We start from the raw sequence: 22,157 nt of genomic DNA, 5'->3' as shown, positions 1-22,157 counted from the left end.
CGCGCGCCGTCCGCAACGCGTCGCTAGAACTTCAGGCCCGCCTCGAGAGACACCGTGCGGCCTTCCTCGAGGTACAGGATGGCGCGCGGCACGGCCGTGATCGGCGCCGGCAGGTTGAAGCTGGAGCCGCTTGTCAGTTCGTTGGTCAGGTTCTTGCCGACGAAGGCGACGTGCCAACGCTCGTCCTCGGGGCCGTATTGAACCCGGAAGTCGATCTTGGTGTAGCCCTTCTGGACGCCGAAGGTGGGCGCCTGATTGTCGGCGTTGAAGAACTTGGAGCGGCCCGACGCGGCGGCGCGCCAGTCGATCATCATGTCGTTGTCGAGTTCGATCTTCTGGTGGACCTGGAGGGTGCCGCTCCACTTCGAGGCGTGCTGGAGCGGGGCGCCGGCGATGTTGTTCGCCGCGATGCTCGCCGGGACCGCCGGGTTGCACACGGTGATCGGCTGGCTGGCGAGGCAGGCCGCGCCCGGATAGTCGTCGTACTCGGCGTTCTGGTAGGCGGCCGCGAGCGTGATGTCGAAGTTCCGGACGGGGAACAAGGAGATCGAACCCTCCACGCCCTTCGAGCTGGCGCTGGCCGCATTCGACGTCTGGTAGGTGGAGATCGTCGGGTTATAGACCGACACCTGCAGGTCCTTGAAGCTGGTGTCGTAGGCCGCGAGGTTCAGCACCATTCGTCCGTCGAGCAGGGTCGACTTCAGGCCGATCTCGTAGTTTTCGGACTTCTCCGGCGCATAGACGAAGGTCGCGTCGGTGGTGCCGTACGTGTTCGACACGAAGCCGCCCGACTTCGAGCCGCGCCCGTAGGTCGCGTAGACCATGATCTGGTCCGTGATGTCATACTGGGCGGTGATCGAGGGATCGATGTTGTCCTCGCCCTTGATCTCGCCGTTGGCCGTGGTGTTGACCGGCCGCAGGGCGAATGGCCCATACCGCAGGCGGCCCCAAAACGCGCCGCGCTTGTCGATGGTCGTGTAGCGCAGGCTGCCGATCAGGCGCAGGTCGTCATTCACGTTGAACGTGCCCTGGCCGAACACCGAGAAGCTCTCCGCGCGCTGGCGGAACTCGGTGTTGAGCAGGCCGAAGTAGTTCAGCGACGCGATGTTGAAGCCGCCGAGCTGGGTGAGCTGGTACAGCGAGGTGTCGTAGTAGGCGCCGACGATGTACTCGAAGCGCCGCCCGGTCGGGGACAGCAGCCGGACCTCCTGCGACCACTGGCGGAAGTGCTCGGGATAGCTGTTGTAGACGCTGTTGGCCGTGAAGCCGCCCGTCGGCAGCTCCTGGTCGAAGTTGTTGACGATGTTCGACCGGAAGAACGAGTAGCCAGTGACCGAGGTCAGGGTGAAGTCGCCGAGCTCGAAGTTGCCGGTGCCCGAGATCAGCCAGGAGGTGGCCTTCGTGCCTTCCGGGCCGATGGGGTTCTGGGTGCTGTAGCGGGTCCGCTTCGGGCTCTGGGCCGTGTTGACCGGGCTCGACACGTTGACGCCGCCGGCCACGTCGCGGTTCGCGTACTCGACCTTCAGCGTATAGTCGATCGTGTCGGTGGGCCGCCACTGCAGGGTCAGGCGCGCGAGCGCCTGTTCGTTCTGCGGCTCGCGCCGGTCGAGCGCCAGGTTGCGCAGGAAGCCCTTGTTGTCGGTGACCTTCACCGCCAGGCGCGCGCCGAGGGTGTCGCTGATCGGGCCCGAGACGTGACCCCAGACGTCGTAGCCGCGGAGGCTGAAGTTATAGAGGCCGTTGACCTCGCCCTCGAACTCCGAGGTCGGTCCGGCGGAGACGATGCTGACGGCGCCGGCCGGGGTGTTCTTGCCGAAGAGCGCGCCCTGCGGACCGCGCAGCACTTCCACGCGCGCGAGGTCGAAGAAGGGCGACTGGGCCTGCCGGTTCCGGCCGGCATAGACGCCGTCCATGTAGAGGCTGACGGCCTGGTCGAAGGAGAAGTTGGCGGGCGGCGAGCCGAAGCCGCGTATGTAGATGGTGTCATTGCCGGCGGTGGTCTGCACCGCGACGTTCGGCGCGAACGAGACCAGCTGCTTGAAGTCGTTGGTGTTGAAATCCTCGATCTTCTCGCCGGACACCACCTCCATCGAGATCGGGACGTCCTGGAGGTTCTGCTCACGCTTCTGGGCGGTGACGACGACCTCGCCGAGCGTGGAGCCTCCAGCGTCCGCTGTCTGGGCGGCGGCCGCGCCTGCGGCCAGGCTGACGAGCATTGTGGTGCAGAGCAGTACCCGAGCGGCCATGGCCGTCTCCCCCTATCAACTGGTCATTCGCCCGTTGGCCGGGCTTTGGCGGGGAGAGTGGCGCCGCACGCCTTAAACTGTCAATTCACTTGACGCTTAGATCTCGAAGAACTGTGCCCTTGGGTGAGGGGCCGTGGCTGCGCCGTCGGGATGACAACCCGAGGTCGCAAAACTGAGGCCGCCTTCGCTCAGGAGCGGCCGGCGCCGGCGATCTCCCGCGCTCGCGCGAAGGCCTCCTGGAACGCCTGGGCGCCGTTCTGATGGCCGCGCAGATGGAACGTCGCCTTCCGGATCCGCCAGCCGCCGGCCGTCAGCACGAACTCATGGACATACACGCCGCAGGCGTGCGCCACGTGATTGCGGCCCCCGTCCGTGAGGAAGTGCAGGGCGTCGACGTAGGACGTGCACGTCGCCCGCTCGCCATCGACCTCGACGCGGAAGTTGGTCACGACGTGCTGCGTGGCGTCGAACCCACTCAGCGTGTTCAGCCGGCGCAGCCAGTCCTCGACGGCGAGGGTCTCGCGGATCGAACCCATGGAGCTGTAGTCGATCTCCACCGGATCGGTCAGCAGGCTGCGCATCAGTGGCCAGTCACGGCTGTCGAGCGCGGTCGCGTAGGCGATCACCATGTCCGTCAGAGTGGTTCGAGTGACGGAATCCGCGGCGGGGCTCGGCATGCGGCAAGCCTCGCCCGGACGTGCGGTTTCGTCAATTTGATTGACGATGAGCCCGCGCCCACCGGTTGAGGTCCTTCGGTAAGGCGCATCGCTCGCCGTGGGAGGGCGCGCGAAGGCGGGAGCCAAACGTCTGGACGATCGTCGCTCACCCATTTAAGAATGCGAATTGTTCGCAACATGGCCCCGCCCGCGTGACCGATATCGCCGACCTCCGCCGCCCCGGTTCACGGCTCTGGCCCGCCATACGAGCGGCCTTGCCGGCGGCCAGCCGGCATCTCGCGGCGCTGTTCGGCGGATGGTGGTTCGCGTGCGGCTTCGTGGCGCTGGCGACGTTCGGGCTGACCGCCTCCGGGATGTCCTTCGACGACGCCCGGCTGTTGTCCTGGATGCTCGGATTCCTGGTGCTCCTGGCGGCTGTCTGCTGGGCCTACGTACCTCGGAGCTCTTGGCGTCCGTGGCTGGTCCTGGGCGGCGGAGGAACGAGCATGGGCGTGGCCGCCTGGGCGCTCGCACGAACGGCGATGGGCTGAGGGCGGCGGCGATGCGGGAAACCTTCCGTCAAGCGATGGCCTACATGCACACCTGGCTGGGCCTGGTGCTCGGCTTCGTGCTGATGGCCTGCTTCTTCTTCGGCTCGCTGTCGGTCTTCGATCGCGAGATCGATCGCTGGAGCATCCCCGAGAGTCGTGGGGCGGCCCAGCCGCTGCCTTCGTTCGACCGGGTGATCGCGCCGATGATCGCGGGCGTACGGCCCGATCCGGCGGATCTGCGGCGTGCCGCCGGCGAGGTGGTGGGGCCTGCGCCGCCCGGCGAGCCCCTGCAGGCGACGCAGGTGTTCGTGAGCATGGGTCACCGCGACTCCATGCTGAACGTCTACACGACCTACGACCTGCCGAACCGGCCCAGGAACCCGAACGTCGATCACGTCCACGCGTTCGGCCACGCCATCATAGACCCCCGGACCGGCAAGCGCCTGCCGCCCGAACTCGAGGAGCGCCTTGCTCTGGGGACGGGTTTCTTCTTCCCGATGCACTATGCCCTGACCCTGCATTGGAAGGGCGTCGGCTATTGGATCGTCGGCGCGGCGGGGCTGGGCATGCTGGCGGCGCTGGTCTCGGGCGTGGTCATGCACCGGCGCATCTTCCGGGAATTCTTCACGTTCCGGCCGGACAAGGCTCGGCTGCGGTCCACGCTCGACCTGCACAATATGACCGGCGTGCTCGCACTGCCGTTCCTGTTCGTGATCACGCTGTCGGGCCTCTTCATCTTCGCGAACATCTACCTGCCCAGCGGCCAGCTGCTTATGCGCGACTGGTCCGACGCGCAGGCCTCGGCCTCGATCGCCTCGACCCGCCTGGCCGAGGAAGCCGCGCACAGGCCAGGCGGCCTGGCCTCGGTGGACGCCATGATGCGTCAGGCGGAGGCCCGTTGGGCGGCTGAGGGGGTGGGCGGACGCGTCGGCGCGGTGGAAGTGGTGCATCTCGGGGACGCCAACGCCTATGTCGGCATCAGCCGCGACAGCGTCGACCGCGTCGCCAATCCGGAAACCCTCTACTTCGACGGCGACACCGGGCGGCTGGTCTATGTGGAGCCGAGGGCCGGCTTCGTCGAAGCGACCTACGACTTCTTCTACGGGCTGCACTTCCAGTTCTTCAAACACTGGACGCTGCGCTGGCTGCTCTTCGCCTCGGGTCTTACGGGCTGCGCCTGCATGGCCACGGGCTTCCTGTTCTACGTCGAGAAGCGGAAGAAGAAGCACGCCGCCGCCGGCGCCTCCGGCGCATGGGTGGTGAGTGCGCTGGCGGTGACCACGGTGACCGGCATGCTGGTGGCCACGGGCGCGGTCATGCTGGCCAACCGCCTGCTGCCGACCGACCTGCCGGACCATAGTCTCATGCAGAGGCTCGTGTTCTGGGGCGCCTGGCTGGCCGCCCTGGCCCACGCCCTTGCACGCTCGCGGCCTGTGGCCGTGGGGCGGAACAATCCGGCCTGGGCCGAGCAGTGCTGGGCCGCGGCCGGGCTGGCCATCGCCGCGGCCGTGGCGAACTGGGTCACGACCGGAGATCACCTCGCAGCGACGGTGTCGGCGGGCTACTGGCCGGTCGCGGGCGTCGACCTCGTGCTGATCGTCGGCGGGACGGTGGCGGCCTGGGCCGCGTGGCGCCTCCAGCGGCGCAAAGCCGACGTTCCGGCCGCGACGCGGCCAGCGGCCTACGACCTTCAGGCTGCGGAGTAGGCGGTGAGCGACGGCGCCTTCCACGGCCTGGCCCTGGTCCTGGCGATCGCCGGGATGGCGGCGTTCGCCTTATCGCTGGACGCGCACTGGCGGCAGATCGCCCGGCGCCGGCCGCCCTCAGGCTTGGTGCGGATCGGACTGCGCATCGGAGGCGGCGCCCTGCAGGCCGGCGCCTTCGCCGCCTGCCTGGCCGCAGATCCGCCCACCATGGCGGTGCTGGTCTGGACGACGACGCTGACGATCGCCGCGGCGCTGGTCGCTGCGGCGGTCACGGTACAGGCGCGGCTGAGCGCCGATTGAACGCCTCCCTCGGCCGGCAGCCTCGACAACCTTCTTCCTAGATGAAAATGAGTTGCAATTGCGATTAGCGAGGATTAGTGCCGCTGAAGCTGAGCCGAGGGACGGCTCCTGAGTGGATGCGGGGCGGAGGTTTCGAGATGAACTTGAAGGGGTGGCTGCTTGCGGGGGCTGTGGGCTGCGCGATGGCTTCGCCGGCGATGGCCCAGGACGCCGCGGTCGAGGAGCTGGTGGTCTATGGCCACGCCGACAAGTCGACCGACGCGGCCATCGGGCTGGAACTGACGCCGCGCGAGACGCCGCAGTCGATCATGGCCATCACCGAGCAGCAGATCGAGGACCAGGCGCTTTCCACCGTCTCGGACGTTCTGGCCTTCGCCACGGGGATCTCGGCCAAGGCGGTCGATCGGGGCCGGAACACCCTTTCGGCCCGCGGCTTCGAGATCACCAACTTCCAGATCGATGGCGCGCCCTTCCAGACCGGGAATGTCGGCTTCGACGAGACCTCGACGGCCATCTACGAGCGGGTCGAGATCGTGCGCGGCGCGACCGGCCTGCTCAACGGCGCGGGCGAGCCGTCGGCCTCGATCAATCTCATCCGCAAGCATGCTGACAGCGCCGAACTCACCGGGAGCCTCCGCCTGGAAGCCGGAACGTGGGATCGCTTCGCGGCCACGGGCGACGTCTCGTTCGCACTCAACTCCGCCGGCACGGTCCGCGGCCGGATCGTTGCGCAAGCTTATACCCAAGACGCCTTCGTCGACCTGGAGGAGACGCAGGGCTACGTCTTCTACGGCGTCGTCGACGCGGACCTGAGCGAGCGCACCACCCTCAGCATCGGCGGGGCCTATCAGCGGGACGAGCGCAGCGGCGTGATGTGGGGCCAGCTGCCCTACTGGTTCAGCGATGGGACGCGCACCGATTGGCGCCGCTCGAAGACCACGGGGACGGACTGGAACCAGTGGGACACCGAGGACCAGACCGCCTTCGTCATGCTCAAGCATGGCTTCGCCAACGGCTGGTCGCTGCGGGCCGATCTCGGCTATCACCGCCAGGTCGAGAACTCGAAGCTGCTCTGGATCTCCGGCTATCCCAACGCCGTGACGGGCCTAGGGATGGAGGCCGGCGGCTACTGGTACGACAGTCGGCCGCGGCAGTGGAACGCGCGCCTGATGGCGCAGGGGCCCTTCCGTCTGTTCGGTCGCGATCACGAGCTCGTCGCGGGCGCCATGTACAACCATCTGCGCGGCGGATGGACCAACCGCGACCCGACGCCCGGATGGGGCCCGGCGCCGAACTTCCTCACCTGGACGGGCGCGTCCTACCCTGAGCCTGCGTGGGGGCCGCGCTACGAAATGTCCGACAAGGGCGTGACCGAGCAGCTGGCCGTATATTCCGCCGGACGCTTCAACCTGACCGACGACCTGAAGGTGATCCTCGGCGGCCGCCTCAGCAGCTACAAGCGCAAGGAGGAGGTCGCCGTCTATACGCCCGCGGCCTACACCATCTCGCACGACGGCATCTTCACGCCGTACGCCGGCGTCGTCTACGACCTGACCGAGGCGATCTCCGCCTACGCCAGCTACACCAGCATCTTCAAGAATCAGACGGCGCGCGACCGCAACGGCGACTACCTGGATCCCTTGGAAGGCGACGCCTACGAGGCCGGCCTGAAGGCCGAATTCCTCGGCGGGCGGCTGTTGGCGTCGGCGGCCGTTTTCCGCGTCGAGCAGAACAACTTCGCCGTTCCCGATCCGGGCTTCTTCGTGCCGGGCACAACGACCCCGGCCTCGCGCGCTGCGAAGGGGAAGGTGTCCGAAGGGTACGAGATCGAAGTCTCCGGGCAGATCACCCCGCAGTGGGAGATCAACCTCGGCTGGACCGACTACGACGCCGAGGACGCTGACGGGGCCGATGTCGTCGCGCACCACCCGCGCCAGATGCTGAAGCTCGCCACGGTGTACGACCTGCAGGATGTGGTCCGAGGCCTGCGGGTCGGCGGCTCACTGCGCTGGGAAAGCCGTCCGCCTCAGGTCGCGACGAACCCGGGGACGGGGGCTGTCGAACGGGTTGGCCAGCCTGCGTACGCGATCGTCGGGCTGATGGCCGAATACCAGATCAATGAGCGGGTATCGGCCCAGGTCAACGTCAACAACGTCTTCGACAAGACCTACTTCAGCAACAATGCCTGGTTCGCCGGCTACATCTACGGCGAACCGCGGAATGTGCGCGTCACTCTGGAATACAAGTTCTGAGACGCGGTCGACTTCTAAAATGCTTGCGTGAAGCGGCTCTCAGGCGTCTGAACCGGCGAGCCCGGGGCCGAAGGTGACGGCGGGGCCCCACGCGCGGTTCAGGATGCGGGTGAGGTGCCGGTAGTCCTCCTCGCCGATGCGGGCGATGAGTTCCTCGGTCTGGATGACCATCGCCTGCTGGGCGTCGAACCGCATGGTCTCGCCCAGCTTCGTCGGCGTGACGATCTTCACCCGCCGGTTCACCGGATCGTCGGCGAGGGCGACGACGCCGCTCTCGACCATCTGGTTGATGGTGGCGTGGATCGCCTGGCGGCTGATGCCCATGTTGCGGGCGATGTCGGACGGCCGGTTCACGCCGAGGACGATGTTGGACATCACCATGGACTGGGGCCGCGTGACCTCGGGCCAGCCGCGTGAGCGAAGGTAGTTCTGCAGGCTCTCGTCGCACCAGTAGAACGCCTGCAGCAGCGCCAGCAGCAGAGGTTTCCGATTTTCCTGCGCCGCCACCGTTACGCCTGCCCCAAGGTCCGAACGAAAATTCGTCTGCGATTCCAGTGGAGCGCTTCACCTGGATTGTCAAAACCGTTGACACCTTGCCCGGGCCTGACGGCAAATCGCTTCGACACCTAAGCAAATCGTAGCGTGAGAATCCGGCAGATGACCCCACCCGAAGGCCAGACGTCCGGAAGCACGCCGCAGCCGCCGAGCGAGGCCTACGGGTTCTATGTCGTGGGCGTCCTGATGGTCGCCTACATGTTCTCGTTCATCGATCGTACGCTGCTCAGCTTGGTGATCGACCCGATCCGCAAGGACCTGGGCCTGAGCGAGACGCAGATCAGCCTGCTGGTCGGCTTCGCCTTCGCCGCCTTCTACACCCTGCTGGGCCTGCCGTTCGGCCGGTGGGTGGATACGCGCGGCCGGCGCAACCTCATCGCGATCGGCATCGCCCTGTGGAGCGTGGCGACCGTGTTCTGCGGCCTGGCCACCAGCTTCTGGCGTCTGTTCTTCGCCCGCATGGCGGTGGGCGTCGGCGAGGCGACGCTGTCCCCGGCGGCCTATTCGATCATCCCCGACTACTTCACGCCGAAGCGGCTCGGGTTCGCCATGGGCATCTATTCCTGCGGCGTGACCCTGGGCGGAGGCCTCGCCATGCTGGTCGGCGGGCTCGTGGTGCAATGGGCGACGACGGCCCACCCGGTGCTGCCGGTGGTGGGCCAGGTGGCGGCCTGGAAGATCCCGTTCCTGGTGGTGGGCCTGCCGGGCCTGGTCGTGGCCCTGGTGATCGCGCTGACCGTACGCGAGCCTGCACGCCGCCTCGAGCGCGGGGAGGCGACCTCGACGGCGCCCAGGATTTCGGAGGTGGTCGGCTATCTCTGGTCCCATAAGCGGGTCTTCGGACCGCTCTTCGCGGGTTTCGCCTCGATCGTCATCGCGGGCTACGCGTTCAACGTCTGGGGGCCGGCTTACTTCATGCGCGTGCACGGCTTCTCGCCGGCCGGTGTGGGCGTGATCTACGGCATCGGCTTTGCGCTGTTCGGCACGCTCGGCGTTCTCAGCGGCGGGGCGATCTCAGACCGGCTGGCCGCCAAGGGCGCCTACGATGCGCCCATCCGGGTGTCGCTCTGGTCGGCGGTCATCCAGGCCCCGCTGTTCGTCGGGGCCTATCTGGCGCCGGCCCCCCTCGCGGCGGCGGCGCTGTTCATCGTGGCGCTGTTCTTCGGCAGCATCTACGGCGGGCTTCAGGCCGCCGCGATCCAGGCGTTGACGCCGAACCGCATGCGCGGACAGGTGGCGGCCCTCTACCTGACCATAGCCAACATGATCGGCCTGGGACTTGCGCCCACCTGGACGGCGTGGATGACCGAGCACCTGTTCGGCGGCCCGCAGATGGTCGGCGTGTCGCTCGCGGTGACGACGGTGATCTCGCTGTCCCTGGGCGTGCTGCTGCTGTCCCTGGCGCTCAAGCCCGCGCGGCGGCAGATGGCGAGCCTGCTCGAAGCCGCGTAGAAACACTTAGTATTCTATGTAATCCGGTGTAGCTTCCTCCCAACAGAATGCCCCGGGTCTTCGTGCGACGGGGCGCAATCGGGGAGGAGTGCTATGACCACGCGTCTTGCGTATGGCGTTTCCGCGGCTGCGATGGCGGCTGTCCTGGGGGCTGCGGCGCCCGCCTTCGCCCAGAGCGGCGCCGAGGTCGAGGAGATCGTCGTCACCGCCCAGCGGGTCGAGGAGAACCTTCAAGACGCGCCGGTGGCGGTCACCGCCTTCAGCGCCGCGGCGCTGGAGCGTTCGAACGTCGAGACGCTGGACGACGTCGCCATCCGCACGCCTGGCTTCAGCATGGGCAAGGTCGACCCGATCCAGCAGAATTTCGCCATCCGCGGCATCGGATCGGCGCAGGGCATCAGCCAGAACGCCGGCGGCGACCCGTCTGTGGTGGTCTTCGTGGACGGGGTCTACGCCGGTCGCGGCGGCACGCCCGACCTGGACGCTCTGGATCTGGAGCGGGTGGAAGTGCTGCGCGGCCCGCAGGGCACTCTGTTCGGCAAGAACACGATCGGCGGCCTGGTGCAGTTCGTCACCCGCAAGCCGGGCAGGGACCCGGCGCTGCGCATCCAGGGCCAGCTTGGCAACTACGACCGGCGGGCGATCAACGTCCGCGGCAACTTGCCGATCAGCGACACGCTCTCCGTCGCCGGCGGCGTCTCGATCAAGAAGCGTGACGGCTATGAGCTGAACGAGACCACAGGCAACCACGTGAACAACGAGGACCTGAAAAGCCTGCATGCCGCGCTGCGCTATGCGCCGTCAGACGCCCTCGACGTCGTGCTGTCGTACGACGTGGCCGATCAGGACCAGAGAGGCAATCCTCGCGACAACATCTGCGACACCACCTTCCAGGGCGGAATCCACTGCGTCGGCGTCAACCCCGACCCACGGGTGATGAACGCCTACACCGACGGCGTCATGCGCCGGCTGCTGAAGACCTACCGGGCCGAGGTGAACTGGCAGACGCCCTTTGGGACGCTGACGTCGTTGACCGGCTATCGCGACGTGAAGCTGAACTACGTCACGCCGTTCTTCTCCAATCCGGTGAACCCGCCCGCTCAGATCGAGTCCACCGAGACCGGTTATGAGAAGGACCAGCAGTTCAGCCAGGAGTTCCGACTGGCCTTCGACCTGCTGGACGAGCGGCTGCGCGGCCAGGTCGGGGCCTATTTCCTGACCGAGGATATCAACCGCACGGCGTGGCTGCTCCAGCAGTTCCCAGCGCCGGCCCAGACCGGCTTCGCCACCTATCCGCAGGCCGTGGACTCCAAGAGCACCGCGCTGTTCGGCCAGCTCAGCTACGACATCCTGCCCGAGCTGACCGCCACCGTCGGCGCGCGGATGACGTGGGAAGAGAAGGAAGGCCACTTCATCGGCCGCAAGATCAGCGGCCCTGGCCAGCCGCCGCCGCTGGGCGCCGACTACGACGTCCGCGCCGAGGAGAAGTGGCACGCGTTCACGCCCCGGTTCGCCCTGGATTGGAAGCCCATGGACCAGGTGCTGGTCTATGCCTCGGCGGCGCGCGGGTTCAAGAGCGGCGGCTTCCAGGGGACGGCAGGCACGGCGGCCAGCCAGTCGACGCCGTACGACCCGGAGTTTGCCTGGAGCTACGAGGTCGGGGCCAAGACCCAGTGGCTGGCGAACCGCCTTCGGCTCAACCTCGCCCTCTTCAAGACAGACTACAAGGACCTGCAGGTCAGCCAGCTGGTGCCGCTCTGCTGCGTCGTGGTGGGCAACGCCGCGACGGCGAAGATCGAAGGCGCCGAGCTGGAGTTCGTGGTGCGGCCCTTCGACGGCTTCCAGATCGACGGCAGCTACGCCTGGCTCAACGCCAAGTTCGAGAGCTTCGCCAACGGGGCCCAGAACAACTACAGCGGCAACCGCCTGCCGCGCTCGCCCGAGGATAAGATCAACATCGGCGTGCAGTACGACACGGAGCTTGCCGGCGGCTGGAGCCTGCTGGCGCGGGTGGACTACTCGAACCAGTCGAAGATGTATTTCGAGGCTTCGAACACCCCGCAGCAGAAGCAGCAGGGCTACATCAACTGGGATGGCCGAGTGGCCCTGAGCTCGCCGGACGACCGCTGGGAAGTGGCCGTCTGGGGCAAGAACCTGTCGGACGAGCTGGTGGCGACCTACGTCACCTACTTCGGCCTCTACCGTCAGACGCTCGTGCCCTACACCCCGCCCAGGACCTACGGCGTGACGCTGACCTGGAAGATGTAAGCGGCCGGCGGCGCCCGCCCGGGCCGGGAAGAGGTCTCTACTCGGCCGGTTCGGCCTGGCGGGCGTTCCGCGTCGTGAACGTCCGCCAGTCGGCGGTCTTCGGCACCACGCCCTCGAACGAGGCCAGGTCGACCTGACGGGACTTCGAGGTCGTGCCGATGGCGGGTTCGCCCTTTTGCACGGCCTTGGCGGCCGCCACCATCTGGCGGCGGAACTGGATGATGGCGACGTCGGACGAGCCGAGGTGGTCTTCGGAACGGTCGGCGATCGGGCCCATGCTCTCCCACATGGCCATGTCCTGGGCCGGGATGCCTTCGATGCCGGTGAAGTCGCCCGCCGCCATCGCGGCGCGATCCTGCAGAAAGTTGTTCTGGAGGTTGCGCTTCTTGGTCCAGTCGGGGTTCAGGTCGACGCCCGGAACGGCGGCGCAGAATCTCCGCCACGCGTCCTGGCCGATGCCGCCGGTCGGATGCCAGGCGATCCAGTAGAACATACAGTTCTCGTCATCGATCGGGACCAGCATCTGGGCCAGGTTGTACTTGTCGTTCGGCGGGATCAGCACGGTGAACGGTGCGATGAAGACCGTGCTGCGCACGTAGACGTGGGTCTCGGGATCGCGGATCGGCCGGCGGAGCGCCGCGTAGTGGAAGCCGTAGTCCGTGACCTCTGCCTCCAGCCGCGGGGCCTTGTCGTTGGACGGGCGCAACCAGGCGGTCTCGGTGGCCGTGGAGCCTTCGACCTCGGCCGTGGGCATGTTGGTCGAGTGCAGGCTGGACGAGTGGGCGCTATCGATCGAGCCCTCCAGCACCTGGGCCCAGTTGCAAGCCGCGTGCATCTTGACGATGGCGATCTTGGTCGTGGGCGTCGGCGCCCAGGCCGGCGTCTCGAACGGTCGGACCGCCTCGGGGTCGCCCAGCCACGCCCAGACGAAGCCGCCGGCCTCGTGCGCGGGATAGGCGCGGGCGCGCAGGTTCCGCATGCGGCTGTCGGCGGGCTCGGACGCCATGTCGACGATCTCGCCGTCGGTGGCGAACTTCCAGCCGTGGTAGAGACAGCGCAGGCCACAGTCCTCGTTGCGGCCGAACGCGAGCGAGGCGCCGCGGTGGGGACAGCGCTCGTCCAGCACCCCGACCTTGCCGGCCGTGTCGCGGAAGGCGACCAGATCCACGCCCACGAGACGGCTTTTCACCGGCGCTCCGTCGGCCTCGAGCTCTTCACTCATGCAGACGGGCAGCCAATGCTGGCGCATGATCCTGCCCATGGGGGCGTCGCCTTCGACGCGGCAGAGGAGGTCGTTGTCGGCTGGTCTCATGGAGCGGTTCGGCGCCGTCGTTGCAAAGAACTTAGAACTCGAAGTATTTAATCAGCCGGTGTCCGCGGAGTCCAGCGGGCGTAAGGGGGCGCATGGCGGACCGCATTCTCCGTTTCGGGGTCATTGGGCTTTCCCGCGGGTTCGTTCTGAGCCGCGCGATGTTCGCCGATCCACGCGTGCGGCTGACCGCGGCGGCGGACCCCCGACGGGAAGCGCAGGCGGCGTTCGAGGCCGAGTTCGGCGGGCGGGCCTATGCCGACGCCGGGGCGTTGCTGGCCGATCCTGACGTGGACGCCGTCTACGTGGCTTCGCCCCACGGACTGCACGCCGAACAGGCGATCGCGGCGGCGCGGGCCGGCAAACACGTCCTGGTCGAGAAACCGATGGCGTTGAGTCTCGAGGACTGCCGGGCGATGCGGCTGGCGGCGGAGGCGGCGGGCGTCATCCTGCTGGTGGGCCCCAGCCACGGCTACGACCTGCCGATCGCGAAGACGGCCGATCTCATCGCCGGCGGCGGCTACGGACGGCTGCGGATGCTGACGCTGATGACCTTCACGGACTTCATGTATCGGCCGCGGACGGCCGAGGAGCGGCAGGCTGGCGCGGTGCTCAGCCAGGCCGCGCACCAGGTCGACGTGGCGATGCGCCTGGCGGGCGCTCGGGTCGCTCGGGTGCGGGCGCAGGTGCAGGGCTGGGACGCCGCGCGCGGCGGGGCCGGCGCATGGCAGGCGCTGCTGGAGTTCGAAAACGGCGTCTCGGCCCAGCTCACCTACTCAGGCTACGGCCGCTTCGACACCGACGCCCTGATGGATTGGACGGGCGAACTTGGCCAGTTGCGGACGGCTTCGGACTACGGGGCCGCTCGGCGCAGGCTGGGCGAAGCCGACGAGGCCGACCTGAAGCGGCTGCGCTCCTATGGCGCCGCGCCCGCCGCGGAGTTCGAGCGCATCGGCCACGAGCACTTCGGCTTCGTGCTCGCGAGTTGCGATGGCGCGGACCTGAGGCCGACGGCCCACGGTGTCGAGGTCTATGGCGAGGCGCGGGAAACCCTCCCGCTGCCGCCGCCGGCCGTGCCGCGGCAGGGCGTCGTGGACGAACTGTGGGATGCGATCGTCGAGGGGCGGCCGCCGCTCCACGACGCCGCCTGGGGCGAGGCGAACCTGGCGGTCTGCCTTGCCATCGTCCGATCGAGCGAAGAGGGGCGCGAGATCGCCCTGGGAGGAACCTGATGAGCCGTTTGGCCCTGACCCTGGCCTGCTGGGACTACGATCGGACACGGGCGCTGGCCGATGGCCGGGTGAGACCCGAGGGGATCGAGCTCAACCTCCTGCCGCTGCACGTCGAGGAGACCTTCTTCCGCATGCTGCGCGGGCGGGAGTTCGACGCCTCCGAGATGTCGCTGTCGTCCTATTGCGTCTCGCTGCAGAAGGACGACCCGGCGTTCGTGGCGATCCCGGTCTTCCCGTCCCGGTTCTTCCGGCATTCCTGCATCTTCGTCTCGGCGAAGAGCGGGATTTGCGAGCCGAAGGATCTGGTGGGCAAGCGGATCGGGGTGCCCGAGTACCAGATGACGGCGCCGGTCTGGATCCGCGGGATCCTGTCGGACGAGTACGGCGTCGATCCGGCGAGCGTGGAATATTTCACCGGCGGCGAGGAGGAGCCCGGCCGGGACGAGAAGCTGAAGCTCTCGTTGCCGCCACAGTTCAGGGTGACGCCGATCCCGGCGGACAGGACGCTGTCGCAGATGCTGGCCGACGGCGAGATCGACGCCCTGCACACGGCCCGCACGCCCTCGACCTTCTACTCGCGGCCGCAAGACGTGAAGCGGCTGTTCCCGAACTTCCTGGAGGTGGAGAAGGACTACTTCCGGCGCACCGGCTTCTTTCCGCCGATGCACGTGATCGCCCTGCGCCGCGATGTCTATGAAGAGAACCGCTGGATCGCCCGCTCGCTCCTGAAGGCCTTCGAGGCGGCCCAGGCCATCGCCTACGAGAACCTGCGCGTCACCTCGGCGATGATCTCCATGCTGCCCTGGCAGGTGGCGGCGGTCGAAGAGGCGGTCTCGGTGCTTGGGCCGAACTGGTGGCCCTATGGCGTCGCGGAAAACCGGGCGGTGCTCGACACCTTCCTTCGCTACCATCACGAGCAGGGGCTTTCGAAGCGAAGGCTCTCGGTCGAGGAGCTCTTCGCGCCCGAGACCTTCGAAGCGTTCAAGATCTGATGGAGCTGAAACCCGAAGAGAGCCTGGGCTTCCAGGTCCGCCGTTGCCACCGCGCGTTCGAGCGGGCGCTGAACGAGCAGCTCGCGCCCCACGGCATCACCGCCGGGTTCTGGGGGTTCCTGCGCGCCCTGTGGCAGGAGAACGGCGCCACCCAGAAGCGGCTGTCGCAGCTCAACAACGTGACCGAGCCCACGGCGGTGACGACCCTGAACGCCATGGCCAAGGCCGGGTTGATCGATCGCCGCCGGAACGCCGAGGATCGGCGCAAGCTCAACGTCCATCTTTCGCCCAAGGCCGACGGTCTGAAGGGCGAGCTGATGCCGATCGCCAGCCGCATCAACGCGATCGCCGCAGACGGCATCAGCGCCGAAGAGCTCCACACCACCCTGCGCGTGCTGCGGCGGATGGCGGAAAACCTGTCACGCGAAGCTCGGGAGGACGCCGCATGATCACCTTCTACGGCGGGCCCACGCCCAACGGCCGCAAGGTCGCGATCCTGCTCGAGGAACTGGGCCTGGATTACGAATACCGGCTGGTGGACATCCTGGCGGGCGACCAGTTCAAGCCCGACTTCCTCAAGCTCAACCCCAACAACAAGCAGCCGGTCATCGTCGATCCGGATGGGCCCGGCGGCGAGCTGGTGCTGGCGGAGTCGGGGGCGATCCTCTGGTACCTGGGCGAAAAGCACGGCGCCTTCGTGCCGGTGGAGCCCCGGGCGCGCGCGATCTGCCATCAGTGGCTGATGTTCCAGATGGCGGGCGTGGGGCCGATGTTCGGGCAGAACGCCCACTTCAGCTTCTATGCCAAGGACAAGCACCCCTACGCCATCGAGCGCTACGCCAACGAGGTGAGGCGTCTGCTGAAGGTGCTGGATGAGCGTCTGGCGGAGAGCCGCTTCCTGGCCGGCGCCGACTACACCGTGGCCGACATCGCGACCTATCCCTACGTGCTTCGGCAGATCGAGTTGCGGCCCGAAGAACTGCCGAATCTGGCCCGATGGGCGAGGGAGATCGGCGCCCGGCCGGCCGTGCAGCGCGGCATGGACGTCGGCCGCTCGGACCTCCGAAAGGAGACCATCGAGGGCGGGCTTTCGGGGCTCTCGGACGAGCAGCGCTCGATCCTCTTCGGCGCCCGGCAGTACGCCCGTGGCGAGCCGTGAGCGCGGCATGAGGCCCGCCCACAAGCTGCTGCTGGTCTTTGGGGGGCTGTCGCTGATCGCCGTGGCGCTCGGCGCCTGGGTCTGCGCCCAGCATGGAATCGCGCCGGGCGTCTGGGCCCGCAACCTCGTGGCGTGGGTGATCGGCGCGGCGGCGGCGGTTGCGATCGGGCGCTGGGCAGGTCCGCGGTTCTTCGGCGCGGTCCTTGTCGCAACCACGATCGGCATCGGCGCCACCCTGGTCGGCGCGGGTCAGCTCGGCGTGCATCGTTGGATCGCGCTGGGGCCGCTCACCATCAACGTGGCCATGCTTATCGCGCCGGCGGCTGTGGTCGCTGTCGCGGTGTCTGGCTGCCGGCTTTGGCCGTGGCTGGCCGCGCTCGCCTGCCTAGCCTTGCTGGTCTGGCAGCCCGACGCTTCCCAGGCCACCGCCTTTGGCGCGGCCCTCGTCGTCCTGTCCTTGAGAACAGGGCGCGGCGCGGCAGTCCGGCGGGGCGTCGCCACCTTGGCCGCGGCGGTGGCAGCGATCGGCTGGCTGAGGCCCGACCCCTTGGCGCCAGTGCCGGAGGTCGAGGAGATACTTTGGCTCGCCTACGGCGTCTCGCCGGCCGTCGCGGCCGTCGCGCTCGCGGCGCTTGTTGCATCGGCCCTGACGCCAGCAACCTTCGGCCGACCGCGTGAACCTGACGTCCGGGCCGCCGCGGTCGCGCTCAGCGTATACTTCCTGCTCGGCGCCGTGATGCCGTTCCTCGGCGCTTTCCCGACGCCCCTGGTCGGGGTGGGCCTCAGTCCGGTGCTGGGCGATTGGTTGGGCGTCGGCGCGCTGGCGGCGATGCTGCGGCTCCGCGAGCCCGGCGCGCGCTGATCGGAGCGGCGCCAGCCTCGCTTGCGCCGGCGATCAGGGCTTTGGTCCAGGGGCTGAACTGGTCTAGTGGCCCTGCCTGGACACGTCCGGAGGACCCATGCCGACCCGCGAGGCCGCCACAACCGCCGCCCAGAAGGCCGTCGTCGTCGCGCCCAAGCTGAACGTCTCGCCCGAGCAGATCTGGCGCGATCTGGTCGTGTGGGTGCAGGCGCATGGGACGCAGATCCTGATCGCGCTGGCCGCCGGCCTGGTGATCTATCTGGCGCTAGGTGTGGCTCGCAGCCTGATGAGCCGGCTTCGCGATCGGGCCACGGCGCCGCTCGGCTTCCGGGCGCTGCTCGGCCGGGCGGCCAGCAAGACCAGCCAGCTCTTCCTCATCCTCGTCTCGGCGCGGCTGGTCGGCGGCTACGCCAATCCCCCGGCGCCGGTGGCTCAGACCATCACCTTCCTGTTCACCATCGTCGCCGTCTTCCAGGCCGCGGTGTGGATCCGCGAAGTGGTGCTGGGCCTGATCGAGCGGCGCACGGCGGAGGAAGGCCAGAGCGAGACCCTCGCCAACGCCACCGGCATCATCCGCCTGCTGGTGACCGTCGCCATTTTCGCCGTCGCGGCCATCGTGGTGCTGGACAATGTCGGGGTGAACGTCACCGCCCTGGTGGCCGGCCTCGGCATCGGCGGCATCGCCATCGGCCTCGCGGCGCAAGGCATCTTCTCGGACCTGTTCGCAGCGCTTTCGATCATCTTCGACAAGCCGTTCCGCGTGGGCGAGACCATCGCCTACGACACCAGCACCGCCACCGTGGAGCGGATCGGCCTGAAGAGCACGCGCCTGCGGGCTGTCACCGGCGAGCGGAAGATCGTGTCCAATGCGAACCTGCTCCAGAAGGAGATCACCAGTTTCCAGACGCTGGATCATCGACGGCTGAAGTTCGCCATCGGCGTGATCTACCAGACGGCGCCGGCCCTGGCGGAGCGGATACCCGACATCCTGCGGGAGATCGTCGAGGCCGAGGGCGGGGTGTTCGTGCGGGCGGGCTTCGTGAACTTCGGCGCAAGCGCGCTGGACTTCGAGGTCGAGTACGACGTCTTCCGCCCCGATTGGGATGAGGTCTACGCGGTTCGCCACCGGATCGGGCTCGCGATCCTGCGCCGGTTCCGCGCAGAAGGCGTGGAGTTCGCCTATCCGACCCAGACGACCTTCACCGCAGCGCCGGACGGCCGCATGATCATGCCCTATCCGGAAGGCGGCTTCGGTCCTCAGCCCGAGCGCTGACGTACCCGGCCGCGACGGGTACGATGCGGCCATGATCGGGGGACCGGAGTGGATCGCGCGGGCAGAACGCGCGGCGCACAGCCTGAAGGCGACGACGCGCGGGGCCCGCGGCGCCGCGCAATCCGTCTATGTGGTTCTGCTGCGCAACCCGGACCGTGGCCTCGATCCGTTCGGCCTCTATGTGGGGCAGACCGCGCGCGATCCCGACTGGCGCTTCGACCAGCACAAGCAGGGCTACAAGGCGAGCGGGGCGGTCAGGCGCTTCGGCGTGCGCCTGCTGCCGGCGCTGGTTTCGCACCTGAATCCCATGCGCCGTTGGGAGGCGCTGGACCTGGAGGAGGCTCTGGCGGAGGCTTTCCGCGCCGCCGGCGTGCCGTGGGTGGAAGGCGGCCACTGAGGGGAGCATGAGCGTGGGGGCGAGATCCTGGCTGCGGAGGGTCGCGACGATCGCGGCGGTGACGGCGGCGGCGATGCTCTCGTCCGGCTGCGCCGTCTGGCGCTCGGGCGGGCTCTTCGACAGTTCGCAGGCCATCGGCGGACCCTGCCGGCGGATCGCGACGCCTGCGGGCGGACCCGAAGATATCGCCGTGGATCCGCGCGGCGGCGTCTTCGTCTCGGCTTCGGACTGGCGCACGCGGGCAGCCCGGAAGCTCCCCGCACGCGGCGCGATCTATCGCCTCGACTTCGACGCTCGCGGAGAACTGCGGCGGACGGACGTGACGCCGGTCGCGCCGGCCGACTTCCAGCCGCACGGCATCGATCTGTGGATCGGGCCCGACGGCGAGGCCCGCCTCTTCGTGATCAACCATCCCCTGGCCGCTCCGTCGCGGGTCGAGATCTACCGGCTCGGGGAGGGCGGCCGACTCGAGCAGACGGGCGAGGGCGGCGCCTGGGACGAGCTGCACCGGCCGAACGATATCGCCGCCACCGGGCCCGCCAGCTTCTTCGCCACCAACGACCACGACGTCCCGCGCATTGGGTGGTTCCGACCAAGCCCCTGGGAGCGGATCGAGGACATCACCGGCTGGCGCGGCGGCTCTGTCGTCCGCGTCCGCGACGGCAAGGCGAAGGTGGTGGCGCGGGGCTTCGCGCTGGCCAACGGCATTGCGCTCTCGCCCGACCGCCGACTCTACGTGGCCGAGAGCGCGCTGGGCTATGTGCAGATCCTAGAGGATCTCGAGGCCGGCGACCTGCGACGCGTCGGCGAACTGGACGTGGGTCCCGGTCCCGACAACCTGACATTCGATGCGGAAGGCGCGCTGTGGATCGGCGCGCACAACAACGGTCTGGCTCTCCTGCGCCATGCCGGGTCGGATCGGATCCCGTCGCCAGGACGCGTGGCGCGCATCGCGTTGCCGCAGAAGACCCCCACGATCGTCTATCAGTCGGGCATGGCGGAGCTCAGGCGCGAGCCGCCCGTGGGCCTCTCGTCGGTCTCGGTCGGCGCGCCCGACGGCCGGGGCGGCGTCATCGTGGGCAACATCTTCACGCCCGCCGTGGAGCATTGCCCCGCCGCGGCGCGGCCTCAGCAGACGGCGGCGAGGCGGTGAACCAGTTCGACCTGCCGGCCGACGCCTACTTTGGCCAGGATGGTCTTGACCTGCGCCCGGACGGTGGACGCCGCGACGCCCCTGCGAACGGCAATCTCGCCCAGCGGCGTGCCTTGGGTGACGGCAAGGGCGACCGAAGCCTCGGCGGTCGTGAGGCCGTAGAGCTGCTTCAGGATCGGGGCTCGCTCACGGGCGTCTGTCGTCCTGCCGCGCAGCAGCACCAGGGCGTGCGGCCGCAAGGCGCGCGCGGCCCCGGTCAGGGCCGGCAGCACGTCGACCACCGCGGGCGCCTCGCTGTCGCGGCCTAGCAGCAGGACGTGGTCGCGTCCGAGCACGACGGCGTCGCGCAGGGCCGCCCTGAGGGCCGCCTCGTCGGCCGGCGCCGCGCAGACCCGCCCGTTGGCGACCCGCAGCGGCCCATCCCGCAGCACCTGCGGCCCTCCCTCGTGCAGCAGGGCGCCGTCGGGACCGCAGACCAACGGCTGCAGTCCGGCGCGGCGCAGCATGGCGATGGCGAGGCGGATCGCCTCGGCCTCAACCGTGAACTGGGTGCGTGCGGCCTGGCCGATGACGGAGGCCAGGGCGGCGAGCGCCGCGCCGGCGCGCTCGACGGCGGCGGGCGCGCCGGCCACCGTGATCTGCACTTCGGGCAGCGGGTCGCGGACGAGACTGAGCAGGAGCTTGTGCGGCAGGTCGCCCGCCGAACCCCGCTCTGCGATGGCCCACCGGTCGCCGGCCTGTAGGGCCAGGACGCGCGCCGCGCGCAGGCCCGTGGCCTCCATGAGCACCTCCAGGGCCTCCGCCCAGCCGTTCGGCTCGTGCGGCGCGCTCTCGAAGGCGGCCGCAAGCTGCGTCCACGCTGTGCTTCCGGCCATCGCCGGCCGTGGGAAGTGGATCGACATGCGGTTTCCCCGAACGACCTGCAGCGACGCGAGGATTCCGCGCCGGCGGCCGGCGGCCCATGAACAGCGTGTTGACAGGAACGCGTTCGGCGAACGAGATCGTTCGGGGGTCCGGCGGGCGAGGTAGCGTCCGCTCGGACCGCCGCTCGTGGGGGGCGAGGGCAGGTGTCAGGCGCGTTGCGTATCGTGGTTGTCGAGGACGAGCCTCTGACGCGAGCCACGCTGGTGAGCTTCCTGGCTCAGCGAGGCCATCAGGTGCGGCCGGCGAGTTGCGTGGAGGCGTGCCGCGCCGCGCTGCGCCAGGAGCGAGCCGATATCGTCCTGCTGGACCTGGGCCTGCCGGACGAGGACGGCCTGAGCTACGCCCGGGAGCTTCGCGAGAACGGCGAGTGCGGGGTCATCGTGGTCAGCGAGCGAGGCGAGGTGACGACGCGCATCACGGCTCTGAACGACGGCGCCGACGACTATCTGACCAAGCCCGTGCACCTCGACGAGTTGGCCGCGCGCGTGGGCAGCGTGGCGCGTCGGCGCACCGCGGTGGGCGGCGCCCGGCTGCGCCTCGGGCCCGTGCTCTTGGATGTGGCGCGGCGGCGCGTGGAGGCTGAGGGCGCAGAGGTGGCGCTCACACGCGGAGAGTTCGACCTGCTGCACAAGCTGGCCGAGGCCGGCGGCAAGATCGTCTCGCGCGAAGCCCTGAGCGAAGCGGTGGCGCGAGGCGAGGGCGATTTGCGCTCCGTGGACGCCCTTGTCAGCCGTCTGCGACGCAAGTTGCCGGCCCCCGGAGAGACGGCGCTTATCGTCACGGCTCCCGGCTTCGGTTATCGGCTGGGCGTGCCGGTGCGACCGGATTGATGGTCAGGCTCCCCCAAACGGGAGATGCCGCTCTGCGGCC

At 68.7% G+C, this 22,157-nt stretch carries 20 protein-coding genes; 15 read left to right on the top strand and 5 right to left on the bottom strand.

All coding sequences use genetic code 11. From position 1 onward, the window contains the following. Positions 1 to 23 precede the first annotated feature (23 nt). Positions 24 to 2,246 carry a TonB-dependent receptor gene (locus ACO2Q0_RS04190; RefSeq protein WP_423350217.1) on the bottom strand — a complete coding sequence of 741 codons (2,223 nt, stop codon included), beginning with the start codon at positions 2,244 to 2,246 and terminating at the stop codon, positions 24 to 26. A 188-nt stretch (positions 2,247 to 2,434) separates the two neighbouring features. Further along, positions 2,435 to 2,923 carry a nuclear transport factor 2 family protein gene (locus ACO2Q0_RS04185; RefSeq protein ID WP_423350216.1) on the bottom strand — a complete coding sequence of 163 codons (489 nt, stop codon included), beginning with the start codon at positions 2,921 to 2,923 and terminating at the stop codon, positions 2,435 to 2,437. A 191-nt stretch (positions 2,924 to 3,114) separates the two neighbouring features. Between ACO2Q0_RS04185 and ACO2Q0_RS04180 the strand changes: the two genes are divergently transcribed. From ACO2Q0_RS04180 to ACO2Q0_RS04165, 4 genes are all read left to right on the top strand, one after another. Next, positions 3,115 to 3,453, top strand: a complete 339-nt coding sequence (locus tag ACO2Q0_RS04180; RefSeq protein WP_423350215.1) for a hypothetical protein — start codon at positions 3,115 to 3,117, stop codon at positions 3,451 to 3,453. An 11-nt stretch (positions 3,454 to 3,464) separates the two neighbouring features. Then, positions 3,465 to 5,159 (top strand): PepSY-associated TM helix domain-containing protein, encoded by a 1,695-nt coding sequence (locus tag ACO2Q0_RS04175; RefSeq protein ID WP_423350214.1) that lies wholly within the window; start codon positions 3,465 to 3,467, stop codon positions 5,157 to 5,159. 3 nt (positions 5,160 to 5,162) lie between these two features. Next, positions 5,163 to 5,459: a DUF3325 family protein gene (locus ACO2Q0_RS04170; protein WP_423350213.1), complete on the top strand. Its 297-nt coding sequence runs from the start codon at positions 5,163 to 5,165 to the stop codon at positions 5,457 to 5,459. Positions 5,460 to 5,596: 137 nt separating this feature from the next. Further along, positions 5,597 to 7,711 (top strand): TonB-dependent siderophore receptor, encoded by a 2,115-nt coding sequence (locus ACO2Q0_RS04165; protein ID WP_423350212.1) that lies wholly within the window; start codon positions 5,597 to 5,599, stop codon positions 7,709 to 7,711. Between the two features lie 39 nt (positions 7,712 to 7,750). Here the strand turns inward: ACO2Q0_RS04165 and ACO2Q0_RS04160 are convergent, their stop codons facing one another. Beyond that, positions 7,751 to 8,218 (bottom strand): MarR family winged helix-turn-helix transcriptional regulator, encoded by a 468-nt coding sequence (locus ACO2Q0_RS04160; protein ID WP_423350211.1) that lies wholly within the window; start codon positions 8,216 to 8,218, stop codon positions 7,751 to 7,753. 150 nt (positions 8,219 to 8,368) lie between these two features. Between ACO2Q0_RS04160 and ACO2Q0_RS04155 the strand changes: the two genes are divergently transcribed. Both ACO2Q0_RS04155 and ACO2Q0_RS04150 read left to right on the top strand, forming a co-directional pair. Then, entirely contained in the window at positions 8,369 to 9,718 is a 1,350-nt protein-coding gene (locus tag ACO2Q0_RS04155) for a spinster family MFS transporter (RefSeq protein ID WP_423350210.1), read from the top strand. 93 nt (positions 9,719 to 9,811) lie between these two features. Then, on the top strand, positions 9,812 to 11,986 hold the full coding sequence (locus tag ACO2Q0_RS04150) for a TonB-dependent receptor (protein WP_423350209.1): 2,175 nt from the start codon (positions 9,812 to 9,814) through the stop codon (positions 11,984 to 11,986). A 37-nt stretch (positions 11,987 to 12,023) separates the two neighbouring features. On the opposite strand, the gene ACO2Q0_RS04145 is transcribed toward ACO2Q0_RS04150, so the two are convergent. Then, positions 12,024 to 13,298, bottom strand: coding sequence for a Rieske 2Fe-2S domain-containing protein (locus ACO2Q0_RS04145; protein WP_423350208.1), 1,275 nt, complete (start codon positions 13,296 to 13,298; stop codon positions 12,024 to 12,026). Positions 13,299 to 13,390: 92 nt separating this feature from the next. On the opposite strand from ACO2Q0_RS04145, the gene ACO2Q0_RS04140 reads away from it, so the two are divergent. The 8 genes from ACO2Q0_RS04140 to ACO2Q0_RS04105 all read left to right on the top strand — a co-directional run bounded on the left by ACO2Q0_RS04140 (position 13,391) and on the right by ACO2Q0_RS04105 (position 20,363). Continuing rightward, positions 13,391 to 14,527, top strand: a complete 1,137-nt coding sequence (locus ACO2Q0_RS04140; RefSeq protein WP_423350207.1) for a Gfo/Idh/MocA family protein — start codon at positions 13,391 to 13,393, stop codon at positions 14,525 to 14,527. After that, positions 14,527 to 15,519: an ABC transporter substrate-binding protein gene (locus ACO2Q0_RS04135; protein WP_423350206.1), complete on the top strand. Its 993-nt coding sequence runs from the start codon at positions 14,527 to 14,529 to the stop codon at positions 15,517 to 15,519. The genes ACO2Q0_RS04140 and ACO2Q0_RS04135 overlap by 1 nt, the downstream gene beginning before the upstream one ends. Further along, positions 15,519 to 15,968 (top strand): MarR family winged helix-turn-helix transcriptional regulator, encoded by a 450-nt coding sequence (locus ACO2Q0_RS04130; protein WP_423350205.1) that lies wholly within the window; start codon positions 15,519 to 15,521, stop codon positions 15,966 to 15,968. Before ACO2Q0_RS04135 ends, ACO2Q0_RS04130 begins: the two co-directional genes overlap by 1 nt. Continuing rightward, positions 15,965 to 16,678, top strand: coding sequence for a glutathione S-transferase family protein (locus ACO2Q0_RS04125; RefSeq protein ID WP_423350204.1), 714 nt, complete (start codon positions 15,965 to 15,967; stop codon positions 16,676 to 16,678). Before ACO2Q0_RS04130 ends, ACO2Q0_RS04125 begins: the two co-directional genes overlap by 4 nt. Before the next feature lie 7 nt (positions 16,679 to 16,685). Beyond that, entirely contained in the window at positions 16,686 to 17,540 is an 855-nt protein-coding gene (locus ACO2Q0_RS04120; protein WP_423350203.1) for a hypothetical protein, read from the top strand. Between the two features lie 97 nt (positions 17,541 to 17,637). Next, positions 17,638 to 18,813: a mechanosensitive ion channel family protein gene (locus ACO2Q0_RS04115; RefSeq protein WP_423350202.1), complete on the top strand. Its 1,176-nt coding sequence runs from the start codon at positions 17,638 to 17,640 to the stop codon at positions 18,811 to 18,813. 31 nt (positions 18,814 to 18,844) lie between these two features. Further along, positions 18,845 to 19,210, top strand: coding sequence for a hypothetical protein (locus tag ACO2Q0_RS04110; protein ID WP_423350201.1), 366 nt, complete (start codon positions 18,845 to 18,847; stop codon positions 19,208 to 19,210). Positions 19,211 to 19,223: 13 nt separating this feature from the next. Then, a complete protein-coding gene (locus tag ACO2Q0_RS04105) occupies positions 19,224 to 20,363 on the top strand; it encodes an SMP-30/gluconolactonase/LRE family protein (RefSeq protein ID WP_423350200.1) in 1,140 nt (379 codons plus the stop codon). Here the strand turns inward: ACO2Q0_RS04105 and ACO2Q0_RS04100 are convergent. Further along, positions 20,339 to 21,265: a helix-turn-helix transcriptional regulator gene (locus ACO2Q0_RS04100; protein ID WP_423350199.1), complete on the bottom strand. Its 927-nt coding sequence runs from the start codon at positions 21,263 to 21,265 to the stop codon at positions 20,339 to 20,341. The genes ACO2Q0_RS04105 and ACO2Q0_RS04100 overlap by 25 nt on opposite strands. 186 nt (positions 21,266 to 21,451) lie before the next feature. Here ACO2Q0_RS04100 and ACO2Q0_RS04095 point away from each other — a divergent pair, with 186 nt between their 5' ends. Then, a complete protein-coding gene (locus ACO2Q0_RS04095; protein ID WP_423350523.1) occupies positions 21,452 to 22,117 on the top strand; it encodes a response regulator transcription factor in 666 nt (221 codons plus the stop codon). The last annotated feature ends 40 nt before the right edge of the window (positions 22,118 to 22,157 follow it).

The organism is Phenylobacterium sp. VNQ135, from assembly GCF_049445735.1.
Taxonomy (GTDB): domain Bacteria; phylum Pseudomonadota; class Alphaproteobacteria; order Caulobacterales; family Caulobacteraceae; genus Phenylobacterium.
Note: the sequence above shows the minus strand (reverse complement) of the source record. Positions and strands in the feature narration are given on the sequence as shown.